The organism is Pseudomonas parafulva, from assembly GCF_002021815.1.
Classification (GTDB): domain Bacteria; phylum Pseudomonadota; class Gammaproteobacteria; order Pseudomonadales; family Pseudomonadaceae; genus Aquipseudomonas; species Aquipseudomonas parafulva_B.
This window is the reverse complement of sequence record NZ_CP019952.1, coordinates 4,161,549-4,185,935: the sequence shown is the minus strand read 5'-3', so window position 1 is coordinate 4,185,935 and position 24,387 is coordinate 4,161,549. Positions and strand designations below refer to the sequence as shown.

Annotated in this window: 16 protein-coding genes, 6 tRNA genes and 2 rRNA genes; all 24 read left to right on the top strand. The window is 56.4% G+C overall.

The genetic code is table 11. From position 1 onward, the window contains the following. The first annotated feature begins 78 nt into the window (after positions 1 to 78). The 24 genes from B2J77_RS18875 to tuf (B2J77_RS18760) all read left to right on the top strand — a co-directional run bounded on the left by B2J77_RS18875 (position 79) and on the right by tuf (B2J77_RS18760) (position 24,306). Positions 79 to 155 (top strand) — tRNA-Ile (locus B2J77_RS18875). 24 nt (positions 156 to 179) lie between these two features. Continuing rightward, a tRNA-Ala gene (locus B2J77_RS18870) sits at positions 180 to 255 on the top strand. A 250-nt stretch (positions 256 to 505) separates the two neighbouring features. Further along, positions 506 to 3,398 (top strand): 23S ribosomal RNA (locus B2J77_RS18865). Between the two features lie 134 nt (positions 3,399 to 3,532). Further along, positions 3,533 to 3,648 (top strand): 5S ribosomal RNA (gene rrf, locus B2J77_RS18860). 224 nt (positions 3,649 to 3,872) lie between these two features. Beyond that, entirely contained in the window at positions 3,873 to 4,832 is a 960-nt protein-coding gene (birA, locus tag B2J77_RS18855) for a bifunctional biotin--[acetyl-CoA-carboxylase] ligase/biotin operon repressor BirA (RefSeq protein WP_078479460.1), read from the top strand. After that, entirely contained in the window at positions 4,822 to 5,571 is a 750-nt protein-coding gene (locus tag B2J77_RS18850; RefSeq protein ID WP_058606176.1) for a pantothenate kinase, read from the top strand. Before birA ends, B2J77_RS18850 begins: the two co-directional genes overlap by 11 nt. A 7-nt stretch (positions 5,572 to 5,578) precedes the next feature. Next, positions 5,579 to 6,004 carry a hypothetical protein gene (locus B2J77_RS18845; protein WP_078479204.1) on the top strand — a complete coding sequence of 142 codons (426 nt, stop codon included), beginning with the start codon at positions 5,579 to 5,581 and terminating at the stop codon, positions 6,002 to 6,004. A 152-nt stretch (positions 6,005 to 6,156) separates the two neighbouring features. Next, positions 6,157 to 6,240: transfer RNA gene (locus B2J77_RS18840), tRNA-Tyr, on the top strand. A 24-nt stretch (positions 6,241 to 6,264) separates the two neighbouring features. Beyond that, positions 6,265 to 6,338, top strand: a tRNA-Gly gene (locus B2J77_RS18835). Positions 6,339 to 6,367: 29 nt separating this feature from the next. Beyond that, a tRNA-Thr gene (locus B2J77_RS18830) sits at positions 6,368 to 6,443 on the top strand. 78 nt (positions 6,444 to 6,521) lie between these two features. Next, complete coding sequence (gene tuf, locus B2J77_RS18825; RefSeq protein WP_078479202.1) at positions 6,522 to 7,715, top strand: elongation factor Tu; 1,194 nt, start codon at positions 6,522 to 6,524, stop codon at positions 7,713 to 7,715. Positions 7,716 to 7,769: 54 nt separating this feature from the next. Further along, positions 7,770 to 7,845: transfer RNA gene (locus tag B2J77_RS18820), tRNA-Trp, on the top strand. Between the two features lie 44 nt (positions 7,846 to 7,889). Next, a complete protein-coding gene (secE, locus tag B2J77_RS18815) occupies positions 7,890 to 8,258 on the top strand; it encodes a preprotein translocase subunit SecE (protein WP_027915747.1) in 369 nt (122 codons plus the stop codon). A 9-nt stretch (positions 8,259 to 8,267) separates the two neighbouring features. Beyond that, positions 8,268 to 8,801, top strand: a complete 534-nt coding sequence (gene nusG / locus B2J77_RS18810) for a transcription termination/antitermination protein NusG (protein ID WP_003255501.1) — start codon at positions 8,268 to 8,270, stop codon at positions 8,799 to 8,801. Between the two features lie 119 nt (positions 8,802 to 8,920). After that, the gene (gene rplK, locus B2J77_RS18805; protein WP_027915748.1) at positions 8,921 to 9,352 is read left to right on the top strand and encodes a 50S ribosomal protein L11; all 432 of its coding nucleotides are present in this window, start codon (positions 8,921 to 8,923) and stop codon (positions 9,350 to 9,352) included. Further along, positions 9,352 to 10,047, top strand: a complete 696-nt coding sequence (gene rplA, locus B2J77_RS18800) for a 50S ribosomal protein L1 (RefSeq protein ID WP_027915749.1) — start codon at positions 9,352 to 9,354, stop codon at positions 10,045 to 10,047. The genes rplK and rplA overlap by 1 nt, the downstream gene beginning before the upstream one ends. Before the next feature lie 197 nt (positions 10,048 to 10,244). Beyond that, the gene (gene rplJ / locus B2J77_RS18795) at positions 10,245 to 10,745 is read left to right on the top strand and encodes a 50S ribosomal protein L10 (protein WP_016715872.1); all 501 of its coding nucleotides are present in this window, start codon (positions 10,245 to 10,247) and stop codon (positions 10,743 to 10,745) included. 78 nt (positions 10,746 to 10,823) lie between these two features. Further along, a complete protein-coding gene (gene rplL / locus B2J77_RS18790) occupies positions 10,824 to 11,189 on the top strand; it encodes a 50S ribosomal protein L7/L12 (RefSeq protein ID WP_003255496.1) in 366 nt (121 codons plus the stop codon). 219 nt (positions 11,190 to 11,408) lie between these two features. After that, complete coding sequence (gene rpoB / locus B2J77_RS18785) at positions 11,409 to 15,482, top strand: DNA-directed RNA polymerase subunit beta (RefSeq protein WP_058639905.1); 4,074 nt, start codon at positions 11,409 to 11,411, stop codon at positions 15,480 to 15,482. Positions 15,483 to 15,546: 64 nt separating this feature from the next. After that, complete coding sequence (gene rpoC / locus B2J77_RS18780; protein ID WP_058606002.1) at positions 15,547 to 19,746, top strand: DNA-directed RNA polymerase subunit beta'; 4,200 nt, start codon at positions 15,547 to 15,549, stop codon at positions 19,744 to 19,746. A gap of 211 nt (positions 19,747 to 19,957) precedes the next feature. Then, entirely contained in the window at positions 19,958 to 20,329 is a 372-nt protein-coding gene (gene rpsL / locus B2J77_RS18775) for a 30S ribosomal protein S12 (protein WP_003255492.1), read from the top strand. A 106-nt stretch (positions 20,330 to 20,435) separates the two neighbouring features. Further along, positions 20,436 to 20,906, top strand: a complete 471-nt coding sequence (gene rpsG, locus B2J77_RS18770) for a 30S ribosomal protein S7 (protein ID WP_078479203.1) — start codon at positions 20,436 to 20,438, stop codon at positions 20,904 to 20,906. 30 nt (positions 20,907 to 20,936) lie between these two features. Beyond that, positions 20,937 to 23,081: an elongation factor G gene (gene fusA, locus B2J77_RS18765; RefSeq protein WP_058606003.1), complete on the top strand. Its 2,145-nt coding sequence runs from the start codon at positions 20,937 to 20,939 to the stop codon at positions 23,079 to 23,081. 31 nt (positions 23,082 to 23,112) lie between these two features. After that, positions 23,113 to 24,306 carry an elongation factor Tu gene (gene tuf / locus B2J77_RS18760; protein ID WP_078479202.1) on the top strand — a complete coding sequence of 398 codons (1,194 nt, stop codon included), beginning with the start codon at positions 23,113 to 23,115 and terminating at the stop codon, positions 24,304 to 24,306. The last annotated feature ends 81 nt before the right edge of the window (positions 24,307 to 24,387 follow it).

The following is a 24,387-nucleotide window of genomic DNA, read 5'->3' as shown; positions in this document are numbered from 1 at the left end:
ACATCAGCCTGCTGATGAGCTCCCACACGAATTGCTTGATTCATTGTAAAAGACGATGTTGTAAAGCGACCCTGTTATAGGTCTGTAGCTCAGTTGGTTAGAGCGCACCCCTGATAAGGGTGAGGTCGGCAGTTCAAATCTGCCCAGACCTACCATTACTTGGTTCAGCCGTAGAATACGGGGCCATAGCTCAGCTGGGAGAGCGCCTGCCTTGCACGCAGGAGGTCAGCGGTTCGATCCCGCTTGGCTCCACCAATCCTTCAGGCTTCAGGTTTGCAGCACTGTTCAGAACACAGAAATGAACATTCCAGCGTGAATGTTGATTTCTGACTTTTGTCAGATCGTTCTTTAAAAATTCGGATATGTGATAGAAATAGACTGAAGACCAGTTTCACTGCTGGAATTCAGGCTAAGGTAAAATTTGTGAGTTCTGCTCGTAAGAGCGACGTGCGAATTTTCGGCGAATGTCGTCTTCACAGTATAACCAGATTGCTTGGGGTTATATGGTCAAGTGAAGAAGCGCATACGGTGGATGCCTTGGCAGTCAGAGGCGATGAAAGACGTGGTAGCCTGCGAAAAGCTTTGGGGAGTCGGCAAACAGACTGTGATCCAGAGATCTCTGAATGGGGGAACCCAGCCAGCACAAGCTGGTTATCTTGTACTGAATACATAGGTGCAAGAGGCGAACCAGGGGAACTGAAACATCTAAGTACCCTGAGGAAAAGAAATCAACCGAGATTCCCTTAGTAGTGGCGAGCGAACGGGGACCAGCCCTTAAGTTGATTTGAGATTAGTGGAACGCTCTGGAAAGTGCGGCCATAGTGGGTGATAGCCCCGTACACGAAAATCTCTTGTCAATGAAATCGAGTAGGACGGAGCACGAGAAACTTTGTCTGAATATGGGGGGACCATCCTCCAAGGCTAAATACTACTGACTGACCGATAGTGAACCAGTACCGTGAGGGAAAGGCGAAAAGAACCCCGGAGAGGGGAGTGAAATAGAACCTGAAACCGTATGCGTACAAGCAGTGGGAGCCTACTTTGTTAGGTGACTGCGTACCTTTTGTATAATGGGTCAGCGACTTATATTCAGTGGCGAGCTTAACCGAATAGGGGAGGCGTAGCGAAAGCGAGTCTTAATAGGGCGTTTAGTCGCTGGGTATAGACCCGAAACCGGGCGATCTATCCATGGGCAGGTTGAAGGTTAGGTAACACTGACTGGAGGACCGAACCGACTACCGTTGAAAAGTTAGCGGATGACCTGTGGATCGGAGTGAAAGGCTAATCAAGCTCGGAGATAGCTGGTTCTCCTCGAAAGCTATTTAGGTAGCGCCTCATGTATCACTGTAGGGGGTAGAGCACTGTTTCGGCTAGGGGGTCATCCCGACTTACCAAACCGATGCAAACTCCGAATACCTACAAGTGCCGAGCATGGGAGACACACGGCGGGTGCTAACGTCCGTCGTGAAAAGGGAAACAACCCAGACCGTCAGCTAAGGTCCCAAAGTCATGGTTAAGTGGGAAACGATGTGGGAAGGCTTAGACAGCTAGGAGGTTGGCTTAGAAGCAGCCACCCTTTAAAGAAAGCGTAATAGCTCACTAGTCGAGTCGGCCTGCGCGGAAGATGTAACGGGGCTCAAACCATGCACCGAAGCTACGGGTATCATCTTATGATGATGCGGTAGAGGAGCGTTCTGTAAGCCTGTGAAGGTGAGTTGAGAAGCTTGCTGGAGGTATCAGAAGTGCGAATGCTGACATGAGTAACGACAATGCGAGTGAAAAACTCGCACGCCGAAAGACCAAGGTTTCCTGCGCAACGTTAATCGACGCAGGGTTAGTCGGTCCCTAAGGCGAGGCTGAAAAGCGTAGTCGATGGAAAACAGGTTAATATTCCTGTACTTCCAGTTATTGCGATGGAGGGACGGAGAAGGTTAGGCCAGCCTGGCGTTGGTTGTCCAGGTTTAAGGTGGTAGGCTGAAATCTTAGGCAAATCCGGGATTTCAAGGCCGAGAGCTGATGACGAGTTGCCTTTAGGCGACGAAGTGGTTGATACCATGCTTCCAAGAAAAGCTCCTAAGCTTCAGATAACTGGGAACCGTACCCCAAACCGACACAGGTGGTTAGGTAGAGAATACCAAGGCGCTTGAGAGAACTCGGGTGAAGGAACTAGGCAAAATGGCACCGTAACTTCGGGAGAAGGTGCGCCGGCGAAGGTGAAGGGCTTGCCCCGTAAGCTTTTGCTGGTCGAAGATACCAGGCCGCTGCGACTGTTTATTAAAAACACAGCACTCTGCAAACACGAAAGTGGACGTATAGGGTGTGACGCCTGCCCGGTGCCGGAAGGTTAATTGATGGGGTTAGCGCAAGCGAAGCTCTTGATCGAAGCCCCGGTAAACGGCGGCCGTAACTATAACGGTCCTAAGGTAGCGAAATTCCTTGTCGGGTAAGTTCCGACCTGCACGAATGGCGTAACGATGGCGGCGCTGTCTCCACCCGAGACTCAGTGAAATTGAAATCGCTGTGAAGATGCAGTGTATCCGCGGCTAGACGGAAAGACCCCGTGAACCTTTACTATAGCTTTGCACTGGACTTTGAATTTGCTTGTGTAGGATAGGTGGGAGGCTTTGAAGTGGGGACGCCAGTTCTCATGGAGCCATCCTTGAAATACCACCCTGGCAACTTTGAGGTTCTAACTCAGGTCCGTTATCCGGATCGAGGACAGTGTATGGTGGGTAGTTTGACTGGGGCGGTCTCCTCCCAAAGAGTAACGGAGGAGTACGAAGGTGCGCTCAGACCGGTCGGAAATCGGTCGTAGAGTATAAAGGCAAAAGCGCGCTTGACTGCGAGACACACACGTCGAGCAGGTACGAAAGTAGGTCTTAGTGATCCGGTGGTTCTGTATGGAAGGGCCATCGCTCAACGGATAAAAGGTACTCCGGGGATAACAGGCTGATACCGCCCAAGAGTTCATATCGACGGCGGTGTTTGGCACCTCGATGTCGGCTCATCACATCCTGGGGCTGAAGCCGGTCCCAAGGGTATGGCTGTTCGCCATTTAAAGTGGTACGCGAGCTGGGTTTAGAACGTCGTGAGACAGTTCGGTCCCTATCTGCCGTGGACGTTTGAGATTTGAGAGGGGCTGCTCCTAGTACGAGAGGACCGGAGTGGACGAACCTCTGGTGTTCCGGTTGTCACGCCAGTGGCATTGCCGGGTAGCTATGTTCGGAAGAGATAACCGCTGAAAGCATCTAAGCGGGAAACTTGCCTCAAGATGAGATCTCACTGGGATCTTGAATCCCCTAAAGGGCCGTCGAAGACTACGACGTTGATAGGTTGGGTGTGTAAGCGCTGTGAGGCGTTGAGCTAACCAATACTAATTGCCCGTGAGGCTTGACCATATAACACCCAAGCAATTTGCTTCTGCAGATTGCGGTGGTGAAGATGACATGAACCGAAAGTTCGCAACACATCACAAACATCACATATCCGGATTCGCTGGGCTGTCCAACAGGACATTCTGGCTACAGAATTTCTTGACGACCATAGAGCATTGGAACCACCTGATCCCATCCCGAACTCAGTAGTGAAACGATGCATCGCCGATGGTAGTGTGGGGTTTCCCCATGTGAGAGTAGGTCATCGTCAAGATTCATTTCGCAAAACCCCTATCTGCGTATGCAGGTAGGGGTTTTGTCTTTGGGCGTCAAATAAGCCGGTCGGCATTGCACCTGTGGAAGCCCCGAGGGTTGGCGGCCTGGTATCTGAGCCGGACCGGTGCAACGTACCCCCCCAATCTCAATCGCAGGTCCTTGTCCTATGCAAGGCAATCCCCCATGGCTATCATGCCAGCCTCATTCGAAGTCGAGACGCGCATGCTGAAGTTGTTGAATCTCCTCAAGGATGGCCGATTCCATTCCGGAGAAGCTCTGGGGGCGGCTCTGGGCGTCAGTCGCAGTGCGGTGTGGAAGCAGCTGCAGCACCTGGAAAGCGAGCTAAACCTCAGTATCCATAAGGTACGTGGACGCGGCTATCAGCTAGCCTCACCGTTGGTGCTGCTGGACAATGCTGCGATCGCAGGATACGCGGAGGCGGCAGCCTGGCCCACATTCATCCATGAGTCGATCGACTCGACCAATGCTGAAGGTATGCGCTTGGCGGCGGCAGGACAGCCAGCGCCCTTCGTCGTCTTGGCGGAGCAGCAGACTGCGGGTCGCGGGAGACGCGGCCGGCAATGGATCAGCCCTTTCGCGCAAAACCTTTACTTCAGTCTGGTGCTGCGCATTGATGGCGGCATGCGCCAGCTTGAGGGCCTGAGCCTGGTCGTGGGGTTGGCGGTCATGCGCACATTGCAGGCATTCGGGGTAAGGAATGTAGGCTTGAAGTGGCCTAACGACGTGCTGGTCGATGGTCACAAGGTCACCGGCATCTTGCTCGAGTTGATCGGTGATCCGGCAGACGTATGCCATGTGGTGCTGGGCATTGGCATAAACGTAAATATGCAGGCCAATGCGCAGGTGGATCAACGATGGACATCCATGCGTCGAGAATTGGGGGCGCCTGTAGACCGCAATCATTTAGTGGCGGTGCTGAGCCACCACTTGGAGCATGAGCTGGGGCGTCACCGCCGATATGGGTTCGCGGCTTTCCAGGAAGAATGGGAGCAAGCGCATCTCTGGCAGGGGCGCAATGTCACGCTCATTGCCGGAGCCACCCAGGTACAAGGCGTAGTCGCGGGCGTGGACGGGCAGGGCGGTTTGCGCATGTGTGTAGATGGCGTGGAGAGAGTTTTCAGCGGCGGCGAGCTTAGTTTGAGGTTGAGTGATGATTCTTGAGCTCGATTGCGGTAACAGCTTCATCAAGTGGCGGGTAATTCACGTTCACGACGCAATGATCGTGGGTGGCGGAATCGTGGATTCCGACCAGACACTCATGGACCAGATCAGAGCGCTGGCATGCGTGCAGGTTACGGCTTGCCGTATCGTCAGTGTGCGCAGTGAAGAAGAAACCGACGCTTTGACGTCACTGATTGCTCAAGTGTTTGCCGTCCAGGCACAGGTCGCACGGTCAGCGCCGGAGATGGCGGGCGTGCGCAACGGCTATGAGGACTATCAGCGCCTTGGTATGGATCGTTGGCTGGCGACGCTGGGCGCATTTCACTTGGCCAAGGGCGCTTGCCTCGTCATTGATCTGGGCACTGCGGCCAAAGCGGACTTCGTGGCGGCCAATGGGGAGCATCTCGGCGGCTATATCTGTCCAGGCATGCCTCTGATGCGCAGCCAGCTGCGCACGCACACGCGGCGTATTCGCTATGACGATGCGTCTGCCGAGCGTGCACTGGTCAGCTTGGCTCCGGGTCGCTCAACGGTGGAGGCGGTCGAACGAGGCTGCGTGCTGATGCTGCAAGGCTTCGTGCGCACACAAGTTGAGCAAGCGCGTGAGATGTGGGGCGAGGATTTTGCTGTGTTCCTGACGGGAGGGGATGCCCCGCTGGTCAAGGACTCGTTGCCTGACGCGCGTGTAGTGCCCGACTTGGTCTTTGTAGGCCTGGCCATGGCCTGCCCGTTGAATTGAGGTGCCTATGCGCTGGTTGTTCTTGTTGCTCCTGATCCTCAATGGTGTGTACTACGTCTGGAATCAGCAGGAGGCACCACTTAAGGTCAAGGATGTCACGCCGCTTTCGCTTTATAAAGGCAGTCAGCAGGACATTCGCCTGTTGCGGGAAGCGGGAGTGGCGGCACCTGATCGGCGTCGCGAAGAGTGCCTCATCGTTGGAGGCGCAATGACGACCGAGGTGCTCGAGTCGCTTCGTCAGCGGCTGACAAGTCTGGACATCGCCACGGCTCCAGTCCGTGGGCAGGTCGCAGGTGCCCAGGGGCGTTGGCTCAAAGTAGAGCCTGAAAGTGAACGCTTGTTGGACCCAGCGGCCCTTGACGCGCTTTCCAATGATTTCAAAGACTTAAAACATCAAATTATTTTCTGCCAGGGTATTGCAACTGGTGAATAGCTTGATAGAATGGCGCCCGCTTCGCAGGGAACACCACTCAGGTGGTTGAATTGCAAGCCGTGTCACTGCAGCTAAGTTTCAGATTTGATTGAAAAAATTTGAAAAAGTGCTTGACACTAGGGCGGCAGATCAATAAAATGCCGGCCACATCTGGAGGGATTCCCGAGCGGCCAAAGGGGACGGACTGTAAATCCGTTGCGAGAGCTTCGAAGGTTCGAATCCTTCTCCCTCCACCAGTTTTAGCGAGAGCCGCAAGCCTCGCGGGTATAGTTTAGTGGTAGAACCTCAGCCTTCCAAGCTGATGATGCGGGTTCGATTCCCGCTACCCGCTCCAAGTTTGCTGGTTATTGCATAACGTGTTTTGCTCTTGTAGCTCAGTTGGTAGAGCACACCCTTGGTAAGGGTGAGGTCAGCGGTTCAAGTCCGCTCAAGAGCTCCATATAAACAAGGCAGATATGAAAATATCTGCCTTTGTTTTATCAGCGCAAGACTATTTCTTCTGCGGAGGATTGTATCGATGGCTAAGGAAAAGTTTGATCGTACCCTTCCCCACGTTAACGTCGGCACTATCGGCCACGTTGACCACGGTAAGACCACTCTGACCGCAGCTCTGACTCGCGTCTGCTCCGAAGTATTCGGTTCGGCAGTCGTTGAGTTCGACAAGATCGACTCGGCTCCGGAAGAAAAAGCGCGCGGTATCACCATCAACACCGCTCACGTTGAGTACAACTCGACCATTCGTCACTACGCTCACGTTGACTGCCCAGGTCACGCTGACTACGTGAAGAACATGATCACCGGTGCTGCCCAGATGGACGGCGCGATCCTGGTTTGCTCGGCCGCCGATGGTCCGATGCCACAAACCCGTGAGCACATCCTGCTGTCCCGTCAGGTAGGCGTTCCGTACATCGTGGTCTTCCTGAACAAGGCTGACCTGGTAGACGACGCTGAGCTGCTGGAACTGGTCGAGATGGAAGTTCGCGACCTGCTGTCCACCTACGACTTCCCAGGCGACGACACTCCGATCATCATCGGTTCCGCTCGTATGGCCCTGGAAGGCAAAGACGACAACGAAATGGGTACTACCGCTGTCAAGAAGCTGGTAGAAACTCTGGATGCCTACATCCCTGAGCCAGTTCGTGCCGTTGATCAGCCGTTCCTGATGCCGATCGAAGACGTATTCTCGATCTCGGGTCGTGGTACCGTTGTGACCGGTCGTATCGAGCGTGGTATCGTTCGCGTTCAAGATCCACTGGAAATCGTTGGTCTGCGTGACACCACCACCACCACCTGCACCGGTGTTGAGATGTTCCGCAAGCTGCTGGACGAAGGCCGTGCTGGCGAGAACTGCGGCGTTCTGCTGCGTGGTACCAAGCGTGACGACGTTGAGCGTGGCCAGGTTCTGGTCAAGCCAGGTTCGGTCAAGCCGCACACCAAGTTCACCGCAGAAGTCTACGTTCTGTCGAAAGAAGAAGGCGGTCGTCACACTCCGTTCTTCAAAGGCTACCGTCCTCAGTTCTACTTCCGTACCACTGACGTGACCGGTAACTGCGAACTGCCGGAAGGCGTTGAAATGGTAATGCCAGGTGACAACATTCAGATGACTGTTACCCTGATCAAGACCATCGCAATGGAAGACGGTCTGCGCTTCGCTATCCGTGAAGGCGGTCGTACCGTCGGCGCCGGCGTCGTAGCCAAAATTATTGAATAAGTAGTTGATTTACTTGATTGGGCCGGTATAATAGCCGGCCTGATACAGCGTTACAGGTCAGTAGCTCAATTGGCAGAGCGACGGTCTCCAAAACCGTAGGTTGGGGGTTCGATTCCCTCCTGACCTGCCATTTCACCTCGGTGTGATGGCTTTCTTCTTACAGGATCCTCCTCGATGACCCCCAAAACTGAAGCCCAAGAATCGCGTTTTGATCTGTTCAAGTGGCTGGCTGTAGTGGCTTTGGTGGTTGTTGGTGTAGTGGGTAATCAGTATTACTCTGCTGCTCCAATTCTGTACCGCGTACTCGCACTTCTTGCTCTGGCTGCTGTTGCTGGCTTTGTTGCCTTGCAGACCGCGAAGGGTAAGTCGTTCTTTACGCTGGCCAAGGAAGCGCGTACCGAGATTCGTAAAGTCGTATGGCCGACCCGCCAAGAAACCACCCAGACCACGCTGATTGTTGTGGCTGTCGTGCTGGTTATGGCTCTGCTGCTGTGGGGGCTCGATTCCCTGCTCGGCTGGGCGGTCTCCTTGATCGTAGGCTAAAGGTGCCCCGTGGCTAAGCGTTGGTATGTTGTGCATGCTTACTCGGGTTACGAGAAGCATGTGATGCGCTCCTTGATCGAGCGCGTCAAGCTGGCTGGCATGGAAGACGGTTTCGGCGAGATCCTGGTTCCGACCGAAGAAGTCGTTGAAATGCGTAACGGCCAGAAGCGCAAGAGTGAACGCAAGTTCTTCCCGGGCTACGTGTTGGTCCAGATGGAAATGAACGAAGGGACTTGGCACTTGGTCAAGGATACCCCGCGCGTGATGGGCTTTATCGGTGGTACAGCGGACAAGCCCGCACCCATCACTGATAAAGAAGCTGAGGCAATCCTGCGTCGCGTCGCCGACGGCAGTGACAAGCCGAAGCCCAAGACTCTGTTCGAGCCTGGTGAAGTGGTTCGAGTCATTGATGGTCCGTTCGCAGACTTCAATGGTAGTGTCGAAGAGGTTAACTACGAAAAGAGCCGCCTGCAGGTTGCAGTGCTTATTTTCGGTCGCTCTACGCCCGTGGAGCTCGAGTTCAGCCAGGTCGAAAAGGTCTAGGCGGACGAAGCATCCCATACCCCGCAGCCCTGTGTGCTGCGGGGTTTTGTCGTCACTGGGATAAAACGCAAGTCATCCGGGGAGCCAATAGGCGTTCGTACCCGATATTGGAGTAGCTCATGGCTAAGAAGATTCAGGCTTACATCAAGCTGCAAGTTAAGGCCGGCCAGGCCAACCCAAGCCCACCCGTTGGTCCAGCACTGGGCCAACATGGTGTGAACATCATGGAATTCTGCAAGGCCTTCAACGCCCGTACCCAGGGTCAAGAAGCCGGCCTGCCGACTCCAGTGATCATCACTGTATACAGCGACCGTAGCTTCACCTTCGAGACCAAGAGCACTCCTGCCTCGGTTCTGCTGAAGAAAGCTGCTGGCCTGACCAGTGGTTCGGCTCGCCCGAACACCGTTAAAGTCGGTACCGTTACCCGCGCTCAGCTGGAAGAAATCGCCAAGGCTAAACAAGCCGACCTGACTTCTGCTGACCTGGACGCAGCTGTACGCACCATCGCTGGCTCTGCCCGCAGCATGGGCTTGAACGTGGAGGGTGTGTAATGGCTAAGCTGACCAAGCGCCAAAAGGCAATCGCCGAAAAAATCGAAGCAGGCAAGGCCTATAACTTCGAAGAAGCGGCAACTCTGCTGGCTTCGCTGCCGGCTGCCAAGTTCGTCGAATCGTACGACATCGCGGTAAACCTCGGTGTTGACCCACGTAAATCCGACCAGGTTGTTCGTAGCGCTACCGTGCTGCCACACGGCACTGGCAAGACTGTACGTGTTGCTGTCTTCACCCAGGGTCCAGCTGCTGAAGCCGCTCTGGCTGCCGGCGCTGACCGCGTAGGTATGGACGATCTGGCTGCTGAAATGAAAGGCGGCGACCTGAACTATGACGTTGTCATCGCATCGCCTGATGCCATGCGTGTCGTAGGTCAGCTGGGTCAGGTTCTGGGCCCACGTGGCCTGATGCCTAACCCGAAGGTTGGTACCGTAACCCCAGACGTAGCCACTGCCGTGAAAAACGCCAAGGCTGGTCAGGTTCGCTACCGTACCGACAAGAACGGTATCATTCACACTTCCGTAGGCAAAATCGGCTTCGAAGCCGGCAAGCTGAAGGAAAACGTTGAAGCGCTGATCGCTGACCTCAAGCGTATCAAGCCAGCTTCTTCGAAAGGTATCTACGTCAAGCGCGTTACCCTGAGCACCACCATGGGCCCAGGTCTGGTCATCGACCAGAGCTCGCTGGACGTGTAAGAACATGGTGGTGTGACCTGTCACGCCACCAGCAAAAATTGGGGTCCCTGCCTGGCGGGGGCTATCCAAGACCGTAGGCGGCGCAAGCCTTAAAACACCAGCCCACGCAGATGGTGCTCCCGATTCGTTACCGAATCAGACACCAAAACGACATCCGGCTTCGGCCAGATGAAACGGTAAAAACCAGGAGTAAACCCGTGGCAATTAAACTCGAAGACAAGAAGGCCATCGTCGCTGAAGTCAACGAGGCTGCCAAAGTCGCTCTGTCCGCTGTCGTGGCCGATGCCCGTGGTGTGACTGTAAGCGCAATGACCGGACTCCGTAAAGAGGCCCGCGAAGCTGGCGTATACGTGCGTGTCGTACGTAACACCCTGCTCAAGCGCGCTGTTGAAGGCACCGAATTTTCGATCCTCAACGATGCGTTCAAAGGCCCGACCCTGATTGCTTTCTCCAACGAACACCCGGGCGCTGCTGCCCGTCTGTTCAAAGAGTTCGCCAAGGGTCAGGACAAGTTCGAGATCAAGGCAGCTGCGTTTGACGGCAATTTCATTGCAGCGAACCAGATCGACGTGTTGGCTACCCTGCCGACCCGCGACGAAGCTATTGCGAAACTGATGAGCGTGATCCAAGGCGCTACCAGCAAGCTGGCTCGTACTCTGGCAGCCATTCGCGACCAGAAAGAAGCTACCGCTGCCTAAGGCAAGCGAAACTCTTTCAAAATCATTCGTTTAATTTGATGGCTGCGTAGGCTGTCACCCCAATACAGGATTTAAGTCATGTCCCTGACTAACGAGCAAATCATCGAAGCAATCGGCCAGAAAACCGTTCTGGAAGTTGTTGAGCTGATCAAAGCTATGGAAGAAACCTTCGGCGTTACCGCTGCTGTTGCCGCTGCTGGCCCAGCTGCTGCTGCTGCCGTTGTTGAAGAGCAGACCGAGTTCAACGTTGTTCTGGTTGAAGCTGGCGACAAGAAAGTGAACGTGATCAAGGCCGTTCGCGAACTGACCGGTCTGGGCCTGAAAGAAGCCAAAGAGAAAGTCGATGGCGCTCCTCAGGTTGTAGCTGAAGGCGTTTCGAAAGAAGCCGCTGAAGACGCTAAGAAGAAGCTGGAAGAAGCAGGCGCTAAAGTCGAGCTGAAGTAATCTCGACCTTGCGACGCCAGTCCGAGCGTTGAGCAAAGGGCTGATGGCTGGTGGCTTATGCCACCGGCCTTTTTCCGTTATTGGCGGTCGGTCAGGCCGGCCCCGATAACAAGCTGCAAGACACCCATGTGGGTGGCGCAAACCAAGGGTTTGCACGATTTTCTGGCTGCTCCCGCCGGGAGAAGCCAAACAAGCAGGTGACCAAGCTGGGGAACGCTGATGGCTTACTCATACACTGAGAAAAAACGTATCCGCAAGGACTTTAGCAAGTTGCCGGACGTGATGGATGTGCCTTACCTCCTGGCCATCCAGCTGGATTCGTATCGCGAATTCCTGCAAGCGGGAGCATCCAAGGATCAGTTCCGCGACGTCGGTCTGCATGCGGCCTTCAAATCGGTATTCCCGATCATCAGCTACTCCGGCAATGCTGCCTTGGAGTACGTAGGCTATCGCCTGGGCGAACCCGCCTTCGATGTGAAGGAATGTGTCCTGCGTGGCGTGACCTTCGCGGTCCCACTGCGGGTCAAGGTGCGCCTGATCATCTTCGACAAGGAATCGTCGAACAAAGCGATCAAGGACATCAAAGAGCAAGAAGTCTACATGGGTGAAATCCCCCTGATGACTGAGAACGGTACCTTCGTAATCAACGGTACCGAGCGTGTGATCGTTTCCCAGCTGCACCGCTCGCCGGGTGTATTCTTCGACCACGACCGTGGCAAGACTCACAGCTCGGGCAAGCTGCTGTACTCCGCTCGCATCATTCCATACCGCGGCTCTTGGTTGGACTTCGAGTTCGATCCTAAGGACTGCGTATTCGTGCGTATCGACCGTCGCCGCAAACTGCCGGCTTCGGTCCTGCTGCGCGCGCTGGGCTACAGCACTGAAGAAGTGCTGAACACCTTCTACACCACCAACGTGTTCCATGTTTCCGGCGAGAACCTCAGCCTTGAACTGGTGCCACAGCGTCTGCGTGGTGAAGTCGCGGTCATGGACATCCATGACGAGAATGGCAAGGTCATCGTCGAGCAAGGCCGCCGCATCACTGCGCGCCATATCAATCAGCTCGAAAAAGCCGGTGTCAAACAGCTCGACGTGCCAATGGAATACGTCCTGGGCCGTACGACTGCCAAGGCCATCGTGCACCCTGCAACCGGCGAGATCATTGCCGAGTGCAACACCGAGCTGACGACCGAACTGCTGGTCAAAGTCGCCAAGGCACAGGTTGTCCGTATCGAGACCCTGTACACCAACGACATCGATTGCGGTCCGTTCATCTCCGATACCTTGAAGATAGACACCACCAGCAACCAATTGGAAGCTCTGGTCGAAATCTATCGCATGATGCGTCCAGGTGAGCCGCCGACCAAGGATGCTGCCGAAACCCTGTTCAACAACCTGTTCTTCAGCGCCGAGCGTTACGACCTGTCCGCCGTCGGCCGCATGAAGTTCAACCGTCGTATCGGTCGCACCGAAATCGAAGGTTCGGGCGTGCTGAGCAAGGAAGATATCGTCGAGGTTCTGAAGACTCTCGTCGATATCCGTAACGGCAAAGGCATCGTCGACGACATCGACCACCTGGGTAACCGTCGCGTACGTTGCGTTGGTGAAATGGCCGAGAACCAGTTCCGTGTAGGCCTGGTGCGTGTCGAGCGCGCGGTCAAGGAACGTCTGTCGATGGCTGAAAGCGAAGGCCTGATGCCTCAGGACCTGATCAACGCCAAGCCGGTAGCGGCGGCGGTGAAAGAGTTCTTCGGTTCCAGCCAGCTTTCGCAGTTCATGGACCAGAACAACCCGCTCTCCGAGATCACCCACAAGCGCCGTGTTTCCGCACTCGGCCCTGGCGGTCTGACCCGTGAGCGTGCTGGCTTCGAGGTGCGTGACGTACACCCGACCCACTACGGCCGCGTGTGCCCGATCGAAACCCCTGAAGGTCCGAACATCGGTCTGATCAACTCCCTGGCTGCGTATGCTCGCACCAACCAGTACGGCTTCCTGGAAAGCCCGTACCGTGTGGTGAAGGAAGGCGTTGTCAGCGACGACATCGTATTCCTGTCTGCCATCGAAGAGGCCGATCACGTGATCGCCCAGGCTTCGGCCGCGATGAACGACAAGAAGCAGCTGATCGATGAGCTGGTCGCTGTGCGCCACCTGAACGAATTCACCGTCAAGGCGCCGGAAGACGTCACCCTGATGGACGTTTCGCCCAAGCAGGTAGTTTCGGTCGCTGCGTCGCTGATCCCATTCCTGGAGCACGACGACGCCAACCGTGCACTGATGGGCTCGAACATGCAGCGTCAGGCTGTACCAACCCTGCGTGCCGACAAGCCGCTGGTAGGTACCGGCATGGAGCGCAACGTTGCCCGTGACTCCGGTGTCTGCGTGGTTGCTCGCCGCGGTGGCGTGATCGACTCGGTCGACGCCAGCCGTATCGTGGTCCGTGTAGCGGATGACGAAGTGGAAACCGGCGAGGCAGGTGTAGATATCTACAACCTGACCAAGTACACCCGTTCGAACCAGAACACCTGCATCAACCAGCGTCCGCTGGTGAGCAAGGGTGACATGGTACAGCGCGGCGATATCATGGCCGATGGCCCGTCCACCGACATGGGTGAGCTGGCGCTGGGTCAGAACATGCGCATCGCGTTCATGGCATGGAACGGCTTCAACTTCGAAGACTCCATCTGCCTCTCCGAGCGCGTCGTTCAGGAGGATCGCTTCACCACGATCCACATCCAGGAACTGACCTGTGTGGCCCGTGACACCAAGCTTGGCCCAGAAGAGATCACTGCAGACATCCCGAACGTGGGTGAGGCTGCGCTGAACAAGCTGGACGAAGCCGGTATCGTTTACGTCGGTGCTGAAGTTGGCGCTGGCGATATTCTGGTCGGCAAGGTAACGCCAAAAGGCGAAACCCAGCTCACCCCTGAAGAAAAACTGCTGCGCGCGATCTTTGGCGAAAAAGCCAGCGACGTTAAGGACACTTCCCTGCGCGTACCGACCGGTACCAAGGGTACTGTCATCGACGTTCAGGTCTTCACCCGTGATGGCGTCGAGCGTGACAGCCGTGCGCTGGCCATCGAGAAGATGCAGCTCGACGAGATCCGCAAGGACCTCAACGAGGAATTCCGCATCGTCGAAGGCGCAACCTTCGAGCGTCTGCGCTCTGCGTTGGATGGTCAGGTGGTCGACGGTGGTGCAGGCCTGAAGAAAGGCACTGTCATCACTGATGAAGTCCTCGCCGGTCTGGAGCACGGTCAGTGGTTCAAGCTGCGCATGGCCGAAGATGCACTGAACGAGCAGCTGGAAAAGGCTCAGCAGTACATCGTCGACCGTCGCCGACTGCTGGACGACAAGTTCGAAGACAAGAAGCGCAAGCTGCAACAGGGCGATGACCTGGCACCAGGCGTTCTGAAGATCGTCAAGGTCTACCTGGCAATCCGCCGTCGCATCCAGCCGGGTGACAAGATGGCCGGTCGTCACGGTAACAAAGGTGTTGTCTCGGTGATCATGCCGGTCGAAGACATGCCGCATGACGCCAACGGCACGCCGGTCGATGTCGTACTGAACCCGCTGGGTGTACCTTCGCGTATGAACGTGGGTCAGATTCTGGAAACCCACCTGGGCCTCGCGGCCAAGGGTCTGGGTGAAAAGATCGATCGCATGATCGAGGAGCAGCGCAAAGCCGCAGAGCTGCGCGTGTTCCTGACCGAGGTCTACAACGAGATCGGTGGTCGTCAGGAAAGCCTCGACGAGTTCAGCGATGAAGAAATTCTCGCCCTGGCTCATAACCTGAAGAAAGGCGTGCCAATGGCAACGCCCGTGTTCGACGGTGCGAAAGAGAGCGAGATCAAGGCCATGCTGAAGCTGGCCGACCTGCCTGAGAGCGGCCAGATGGTGCTGTTCGATGGCCGTACCGGCAACAAGTTCGAGCGTCCTGTGACCGTTGGTTACATGTACATGCTGAAGCTGAACCACTTGGTGGACGACAAGATGCACGCGCGTTCCACTGGTTCTTACAGCCTGGTTACCCAGCAGCCGCTGGGTGGTAAGGCACAGTTCGGTGGTCAGCGTTTCGGGGAGATGGAAGTGTGGGCGCTGGAAGCATACGGCGCGGCATACACCCTGCAAGAAATGCTCACAGTGAAGTCGGACGACGTGAACGGCCGTACCAAGATGTACAAGAACATCGTGGATGGCGATCACCGTATGGAGCCGGGCATGCCCGAGTCCTTCAACGTGTTGATCAAAGAGATCCGTTCGCTCGGTATCGATATCGATCTGGAAACCGAATAACACGTGACGTGAAGGGGAGTGGGGCAGGCAGTGCCCGCTCCCTGCTCCGCCAGGAGGAAAGGCCTTGAAAGACCTACTGAATTTGCTGAAAAACCAGGGTCAAGTCGAAGAGTTCGACGCCATCCGCATCGGTCTGGCGTCACCAGAGATGATCCGTTCGTGGTCGTTCGGTGAAGTTAAGAAGCCGGAAACCATCAACTACCGTACGTTCAAACCAGAACGTGACGGCCTGTTCTGCGCCAAGATCTTTGGCCCAGTCAAGGACTACGAGTGCCTGTGCGGTAAGTACAAGCGGCTCAAGCATCGCGGCGTTATCTGCGAGAAGTGCGGCGTTGAAGTTGCCCTCGCCAAGGTCCGTCGTGAGCGCATGGCTCACATCGAGCTGGCTTCGCCGGTCGCACACATCTGGTTCCTGAAGTCGCTGCCGTCCCGTATCGGCTTGCTGATGGACATGACCCTGCGTGATATCGAGCGCGTGCTCTACTTCGAGAGCTATGTCGTAATCGACCCAGGCATGACTACGCTTGAAAAAGGCCAGTTGCTCAACGACGAGCAGTACTTCGAAGCGCTGGAAGAGTTCGGTGACGATTTCGACGCCCGCATGGGTGCCGAGGCTGTCCGCGAGCTGCTGCACGCTATCGACCTGGAGCACGAGATCGGCCGCCTGCGTGAAGAGATTCCGCAGACCAACTCGGAAACCAAGATCAAGAAGCTGTCCAAGCGCCTGAAGCTCATGGAAGCCTTCCAGGGCTCCGGCAACCTGCCTGAGTGGATGGTCCTGACCGTCCTGCCAGTGCTGCCGCCGGACCTGCGCCCGCTGGTACCGTTGGATGGCGGCCGCTTCGCGACCTCCGACCTGAACGACCTGTACCGTCGGGTGATCAACCGTAACAACCGTCTCAAGCGCCTGCTGGATCTGTCGGCGCCGGACATCATCGTGCGCAACGAAAAGCGCATGCTGCAGGAAGCGGTCGACGCCCTGCTGGACAACGGCCGTCGTGGTCGCGCCATCACTGGTTCGAACAAGCGTCCGCTGAAGTCCCTGGCCGACATGATCAAAGGTAAGCAAGGTCGCTTCCGTCAGAACTTGCTCGGTAAGCGTGTGGACTACTCCGGCCGTTCGGTAATTACCGTAGGCCCGACCCTGCGTCTGCACCAGTGCGGTCTGCCGAAGAAGATGGCCCTCGAGCTGTTCAAGCCGTTCATTTTCGGCAAGCTGGAAATGCGTGGTCTGGCGACCACCATCAAGGCTGCCAAAAAGATGGTCGAGCGCGAACTGCCAGAGGTGTGGGACGTTCTCGCCGAAGTGATTCGCGAACACCCCGTGCTGCTCAACCGTGCACCGACCCTGCACCGTCTGGGTATCCAGGCCTTTGAGCCGGTACTGATCGAAGGTAAGGCCATCCAGCTGCACCCGCTGGTCTGCGCCGCGTACAACGCCGACTTCGACGGTGACCAGATGGCCGTTCACGTGCCGCTGACGCTGGAAGCCCAGCTCGAAGCGCGTGCACTGATGATGTCGACCAACAACATCCTGTCGCCAGCCAACGGTGAGCCAATCATCGTTCCGTCGCAGGACGTCGTGTTGGGTCTGTATTACATGACCCGTGAGGCCATCAACGCCAAGGGCGAGGGTCGTGTGTTTGCCGACCTGCAGGAAGTCGACCGCGTATTCCGCGCCGGCGAAGCTGCCCTGCACGCGAAAATCAAGGTTCGTATCAACGAGACCGTGAAAGAACGTGATGGCAGCGTCACCAAGAACACCCGTATCGTCGACACCACTGTTGGCCGTGCGCTGCTGTTCCAGGTTGTACCTGCTGGCCTGCCTTACGATGTCGTCAACCAGCCAATGAAGAAAAAGGCGATCTCCAAGCTGATCAACCAGTGCTACCGCGTGGTTGGTCTGAAAGAGACCGTCATCTTCGCTGACCAGCTGATGTATACCGGTTTCGCCTACTCGACCATTTCCGGTGTTTCCATCGGTGTGAACGACTTCGTCATCCCGGATGAGAAGGCCCGCATCATCGGTACTGCTACCGATGAAGTGAAGGAAATCGAAAGTCAGTACGCCTCCGGCCTGGTAACCCAGGGCGAGAAGTACAACAAGGTCATCGACTTGTGGTCCAAGGCGAACGACGAAGTGTCCAAGGCGATGATGGCCAACCTCTCGAAAGAGAAGGTCATTGATCGCGAGGGCAATGAAGTCGACCAGGAATCGTTCAACTCGATGTACATGATGGCTGACTCGGGTGCGCGTGGTTCTGCAGCCCAGATCCGTCAGCTGGCCGGTATGCGTGGCCTGATGGCCAAGCCGGATGGCTCCATCATCGAGACGCCTATCACCGCGAACTTCCGTGAAGGTCTGAGCGTACTTCAGTACTTCATCTCGACTCACGGTGCTCGTAAGGGTCTGGCGGATACCGCACTGAAGACTGCTAACTCCGGTTACCTGACGCGTCGTCTGGTAGACGTGGCGCAGGACCTGGTGGTGACCGAGATCGACTGCGGTACCGACCAAGGTCTGGTCATGACCCCGCACATCGAAGGCGGCGACGTTGTCGAGCCGCTGGGTGAGCGTGTTCTGGGCCGTGTAATCGCCCGTGACGTGTTCAAGCCAGGCACCGAGGACGTCATCGTTCCTGCCGGTACGCTGGTAGACGAGAAGTGGGTCGAGTTCATCGAGCTGAACAGCATCGACGAAGTGGTCGTGCGTTCGCCGATCAGCTGCGAAACCCGCTTCGGTATCTGCGCCAAGTGTTACGGCCGTGACCTGGCGCGCGGTCATCAGGTGAACATCGGTGAAGCGGTCGGCGTCATTGCCGCCCAGTCCATCGGTGAGCCTGGTACCCAGCTGACCATGCGTACGTTCCACATCGGTGGTGCTGCAAGCCGGACCTCGGCTGCTGACAGCGTTCAGGTGAAGAATGGCGGTATGGTACGTCTGCATAACCTGAAGCAGGTTGAGCGCGCAGACGGTAACCTGGTTGCCGTATCGCGTTCGGGCGAGTTGGCCATTGCCGACGAATTCGGTCGTGAGCGTGAGCGTTACAAGCTGCCGTACGGCGCTGTGATTTCGGTCAAGGAAGGTGACAAGGTCGAAGCTGGCGCCATCGTCGCCAAGTGGGACCCGCACACCCACCCGATCGTGACCGAGCTCAAAGGTACCGTGACCTTCGTGGGCATGGAAGAAAACATCACCATCAAGCGTCAGACCGATGAGCTCACCGGCCTGACCAACATTGAAGTGCTGGACGTCAAGGATCGCCCTGCCGCAGGCAAGGAAATCCGTCCGGCCATCAAGATGGTGGATGCCTCTGGCAAGGACCTGTACCTGCCGGGTACCGATGTACCTGCCCAGTACTTCCTGCCGGCCAATGCCCTGGTTGGCGTAGCCGACGGTGCCCAGATCGGTGTCGGTGACGTTATTGCGCGTATCCCGCAAGAAACGTCCAAGACCCGTGACATCACCGGTGGTCTGCCACGTGTTGCCGACTTGTTCGAAGCGCGTCGTCCGAAGGAAGCGTCGATTCTGGCTGAAGTCAGCGGTACCATTGCCTTCGGTAAAGAGACCAAGGGCAAGCGTCGCCTGGTGATCACGCCGACCGACGGTAGCGATCCGTACGAAGAGCTGATTCCGAAGTGGCGTCACCTGAACGTCTTCGAGGGTGAGCAGGTAAACCGCGGCGAAGTTATCTCCGACGGCCCGAGCGATCCGCACGACATCCTGCGTCTATTGGGTGTCAGCGCACTCGCCAAGTACATCGTCAACGAGATTCAGGACGTTTACCGTCTGCAAGGCGTTAAGATCAACGACAAGCACATCGAGACCATCCTGCGCCAGATGCTGCGCAAGGTCGAGATTTCCGAGTCGGGCGATTCCAGCTTCATCAAGGGCGACCAGATGGAACTGACTCAGGTACTGGTAGAGAACGAGCGTCTCGCCGGCGAGGACAAGTTCATCTCCAAGTTCACCCGTGTGCTGCTGGGTATCACCAAGGCGTCGCTGTCGACCGAGTCGTTTATTTCCGCGGCTTCCTTCCAGGAAACTACACGCGTATTGACCGAAGCGGCCGTAACTGGCAAGCGCGACTACCTGCGTGGTCTGAAAGAAAACGTGGTCGTGGGTCGTTTGATCCCGGCCGGTACCGGTCTGGCTTACCACAGCGAGCGCAAGCGTCGCCGTGATGCAGACAAGCCGCTGCGTGTGAGCGCCAGTGAGGTGGAAGCCGCACTGACCGAAGCACTGAACTCCAGCGGTAACTGAGTACAGGGCAGGGCCCCGGTTGACCCCGAACGGTCGTCGGCGACATGAAATGTTGCCGATGATCGGGCGGGGAGGGCCGGGGCCTTGTCTTGACTGGGTGCAAGATCCTCTTTAGACTTTTGTACCCTTAAATTTGGTGAGGCTCCGTCTCGCCAATTTTTGGCTTTCTTGCAAGACAATAGAGTCGCAAGACAATCAGTGGAGCTAGTAGATGGCAACTATCAACCAGCTGGTACGTCAGCCGCGTAAGCGTTCGGTCGAGAAGTCCGACGTTCCTGCGCTGCAGAACTGCCCGCAACGTCGTGGCGTGTGCACCCGCGTGTACACCACTACGCCGAAAAAACCTAACTCGGCACTGCGTAAAGTATGCCGTGTGCGTCTGACCAACGGTTTCGAGGTTTCCTCGTACATCGGTGGTGAAGGCCACAACCTGCAAGAGCACAGCGTCGTCCTGATCCGTGGCGGCCGTGTAAAAGACTTGCCAGGTGTTCGTTACCACACCGTTCGCGGCTCTCTGGATACTTCGGGCGTTAAAGGCCGTAACCAGGGTCGTTCGAAGTACGGTACCAAGCGTCCGAAGTAATCGGCCGTTTGCAGACATCCATTTTTTTGAGTCGATAAGAGTAAGGTCGGGCGGGGGTCGTAGACCCAGGTCCCGGGCTAACCTGAAGACCGTTTGAGGGCTTATCATGCCAAGACGTCGTGTAGCAGCAAAACGTGAGATCCTTGACGATCCTAAGTACGGATCGCAGATTCTCGCCAAGTTCATGAACCACGTGATGGAAAGCGGCAAAAAGGCCGTAGCCGAGCGCATCGTTTATGGTGCCCTGGATACCGTCAAAGTACGCAAGAACAGCGACCCCCTGGAAATCTTCGAGAAAGCTCTCGACGCCATCGCTCCGCTGGTCGAAGTAAAGTCCCGTCGTGTCGGCGGTGCCACTTACCAGGTCCCGGTTGAAGTTCGTCCATCCCGTCGTAACGCTCTGGCCATGCGCTGGCTCGTAGACTACGCCCGCAAGCGCGGCGAGAAGTCGATGGCTCTGCGCCTGGCTGGCGAGCTGCTGGATGCTGCCGAAGGCAAGGGTGCTGCAGTCAAGAAGCGTGAAGACGTGCACCGTATGGCTGAAGCCAACAAAGCGTTCTCGCACTACCGCTTCTAATTCAAGCATCAATTACTTTGCGAGGGCTTTATGGCTCGTACTACAGCAATTAACCGCTACCGTAACATTGGTATCTGTGCCCACGTTGACGCGGGCAAGACCACCACTACCGAGCGGATCCTGTTCTACACAGGTCTGAGCCACAAGATGGGCGAGGTGCATGATGGCGCCGCGACCACCGACTGGATGGTGCAGGAGCAGGAGCGCGGTATCACCATTACCTCCGCTGCCGTTACCACCTTCTGGAAAGGTTCCGTTGGTCAGTACGACAACTACCGCGTAAACGTCATCGATACCCCCGGCCACGTTGACTTCACCATTGAAGTAGAACGTTCGCTGCGCGTACTCGACGGCGCGGTCGTTGTGTTCTGCGGCACCTCCGGTGTCGAGCCTCAGTCCGAAACCGTATGGCGTCAGGCCAACAAGTACGGTGTTCCACGTGTTGTTTACGTGAACAAGATGGACCGTGCCGGTGCCAACTTCCTGCGTGTCGTAGGTCAGATCAAGAACCGTCTGGGCCACACCCCGGTTCCGGTTCAGCTGGCCATCGGTTCGGAAGATAACTTCCAGGGTCAGGTCGACCTGATCAAGATGAAGGCTATCTACTGGAACGACGACGACAAGGGCACCACCTACCGCGAGGAAGAAATTCCTGCGGACATGCTTGAGCTGGCTCAAGAGTGGCGCAACAACATGGTTGAAGCTGCTGCTGAAGCCAACGAAGAGTTGATGAACAAGTACCTGGAAGGCGGTGAGCTCACCGTTGACGAGATCAAGGCAGGCCTGCGCGCGCGCACCCTGGCCAGCGAGATCGTTCCAGCTGTTTGCGGTTCGTCGTTCAAGAACAAGGGTGTTCCCCTGGTTCTCGACGCCGTCATCGACTACCTGCCTGCTCCTACCGAGATTCCTGCCATCCAGGGTATCAACCCGGACGACAAGGATCTGGACAAGGAAGACCCGGCTGTTCGTAAAGACGAGCGTCACGCTGACGACAACGAACCCTTCTCGGCCCTGGCGTTCAAGATCGCGACCGACCCGTTCGTAGGTACTCTGACCTTCGTTCGTGTCTACTCGGGTGTTCTGAGCTCCGGCGACTCCGTGATCAACTCGGTCAAAGGCAAGAAAGAGCGCGTTGGTCGTATGGTGCAGATGCACGCCAACCAGCGTGAAGAGATCAAGGAAGTGCGCGCTGGTGACATCGCCGCCCTGATCGGTATGAAAGACGTGACCACCGGTGAAACCCTGTGCAACGCCGATCATCCAATCATCCTTGAGCGTATGGACTTCCCTGAGCCGGTAATCTCCCTGTCCGTCGAGCCGAAAACCAAGGCCGACCAGGAGAAGATGGGTATCGCACTGGGCAAGCTGGCCCAGGAAGACCCGTCGTTCCGCGTCAAGACCGACGAAGAAACCGGCCAGACCATCATCTCCGGTATGGGTGAGCTGCACCTGGACATCCTCGTTGACCGCATGAAGCGCGAATTCAACGTCGAAGCCAACATCGGTAAGCCTCAGGTTTCGTACCGCGAGAAGATCACCAAGTCCAACGTCGAGATCGAAGGCAAGTTCGTTCGTCAGTCGGGTGGTCGTGGTCAGTTCGGTCACTGCTGGATCCGTTTCTCGGAGCCGGAAGTGGACGAAAAAGGCAATATCACCGAAGGTCTGGTGTTTACCAACGAAGTCGTTGGTGGTGTGATTCCGAAGGAGTTCATCGCCCCGATCCAGAAGGGTATCGAAGAGCAGATGAAGAACGGCGTTGTTGCCGGCTATCCTCTGATCGGCCTGAAGGCCACGGTATTCGACGGTTCGTACCACGACGTCGACTCCAACGAAATGGCGTTCAAGATCGCTGCATCGATGGCAACCAAGCAGCTGGCCCAGAAGGGTGGCGGCGTGGTTCTCGAGCCGATCATGAAGGTCGAAGTTGTAACCCCGGAAGACTACCTGGGTGACGTGATGGGTGACCTGAACCGTCGTCGTGGTCTGGTACAGGGTATGGATGAGTCGGTCTCTGGCCGCGTCGTCCGCGCTGAAGTTCCGCTCGGGGAAATGTTCGGTTACGCGACCGACGTTCGTTCCATGTCTCAGGGTCGCGCAAGCTACTCCATGGAATTCTCCAAGTACGCTGAAGCTCCGTCGAACATCGTCGAAGCTCTCATTAAAAAACAAGGCTGATTCAGCCCCTTTAGGCTAGGAGTTCACTGTCGTGGCTAAAGAAAAATTTGATCGTACCCTTCCCCACGTTAACGTCGGCACTATCGGCCACGTTGACCACGGTAAGACCACTCTGACCGCAGCTCTGACTCGCGTCTGCTCCGAAGTATTCGGTTCGGCAGTCGTTGAGTTCGACAAGATCGACTCGGCTCCGGAAGAAAAAGCGCGCGGTATCACCATCAACACCGCTCACGTTGAGTACAACTCGACCATTCGTCACTACGCTCACGTTGACTGCCCAGGTCACGCTGACTACGTGAAGAACATGATCACCGGTGCTGCCCAGATGGACGGCGCGATCCTGGTTTGCTCGGCCGCCGATGGTCCGATGCCACAAACCCGTGAGCACATCCTGCTGTCCCGTCAGGTAGGCGTTCCGTACATCGTGGTCTTCCTGAACAAGGCTGACCTGGTAGACGACGCTGAGCTGCTGGAACTGGTCGAGATGGAAGTTCGCGACCTGCTGTCCACCTACGACTTCCCAGGCGACGACACTCCGATCATCATCGGTTCCGCTCGTATGGCCCTGGAAGGCAAAGACGACAACGAAATGGGTACTACCGCTGTCAAGAAGCTGGTAGAAACTCTGGATGCCTACATCCCTGAGCCAGTTCGTGCCGTTGATCAGCCGTTCCTGATGCCGATCGAAGACGTATTCTCGATCTCGGGTCGTGGTACCGTTGTGACCGGTCGTATCGAGCGTGGTATCGTTCGCGTTCAAGATCCACTGGAAATCGTTGGTCTGCGTGACACCACCACCACCACCTGCACCGGTGTTGAGATGTTCCGCAAGCTGCTGGACGAAGGCCGTGCTGGCGAGAACTGCGGCGTTCTGCTGCGTGGTACCAAGCGTGACGACGTTGAGCGTGGCCAGGTTCTGGTCAAGCCAGGTTCGGTCAAGCCGCACACCAAGTTCACCGCAGAAGTCTACGTTCTGTCGAAAGAAGAAGGCGGTCGTCACACTCCGTTCTTCAAAGGCTACCGTCCTCAGTTCTACTTCCGTACCACTGACGTGACCGGTAACTGCGAACTGCCGGAAGGCGTTGAAATGGTAATGCCAGGTGACAACATTCAGATGACTGTTACCCTGATCAAGACCATCGCAATGGAAGACGGTCTGCGCTTCGCTATCCGTGAAGGCGGTCGTACCGTCGGCGCCGGCGTCGTAGCCAAAATCATCGAGTAATCACTCGACCGATTGAAAAAGGCCCCCGCTCAGCGGGGGCTTTTTTTATTGGGTTGACACTAATTGGGGGCGTCTATAGAA

Excerpts from the sequence above, each read along its gene's own strand:
- birA (WP_078479460.1), top strand. The coding sequence starts at position 3,873 with ATGCTGAAGTTGTTGAATCTCCTCAAGGATGGCCGATTCCATTCCGGA.
- B2J77_RS18850 (WP_058606176.1), top strand. The coding sequence starts at position 4,822 with ATGATTCTTGAGCTCGATTGCGGTAACAGCTTCATCAAGTGGCGGGTA.
- B2J77_RS18845 (WP_078479204.1), top strand. The coding sequence starts at position 5,579 with ATGCGCTGGTTGTTCTTGTTGCTCCTGATCCTCAATGGTGTGTACTAC.
- tuf (WP_078479202.1), top strand. The coding sequence starts at position 6,522 with ATGGCTAAGGAAAAGTTTGATCGTACCCTTCCCCACGTTAACGTCGGC.
- secE (WP_027915747.1), top strand. The coding sequence starts at position 7,890 with ATGACCCCCAAAACTGAAGCCCAAGAATCGCGTTTTGATCTGTTCAAG.
- rplK (WP_027915748.1), top strand. The coding sequence starts at position 8,921 with ATGGCTAAGAAGATTCAGGCTTACATCAAGCTGCAAGTTAAGGCCGGC.
- rplA (WP_027915749.1), top strand. The coding sequence starts at position 9,352 with ATGGCTAAGCTGACCAAGCGCCAAAAGGCAATCGCCGAAAAAATCGAA.
- rplL (WP_003255496.1), top strand. The coding sequence starts at position 10,824 with ATGTCCCTGACTAACGAGCAAATCATCGAAGCAATCGGCCAGAAAACC.
- rpoB (WP_058639905.1), top strand. The coding sequence starts at position 11,409 with ATGGCTTACTCATACACTGAGAAAAAACGTATCCGCAAGGACTTTAGC.
- rpsL (WP_003255492.1), top strand. The coding sequence starts at position 19,958 with ATGGCAACTATCAACCAGCTGGTACGTCAGCCGCGTAAGCGTTCGGTC.
- rpsG (WP_078479203.1), top strand. The coding sequence starts at position 20,436 with ATGCCAAGACGTCGTGTAGCAGCAAAACGTGAGATCCTTGACGATCCT.
- fusA (WP_058606003.1), top strand. The coding sequence starts at position 20,937 with ATGGCTCGTACTACAGCAATTAACCGCTACCGTAACATTGGTATCTGT.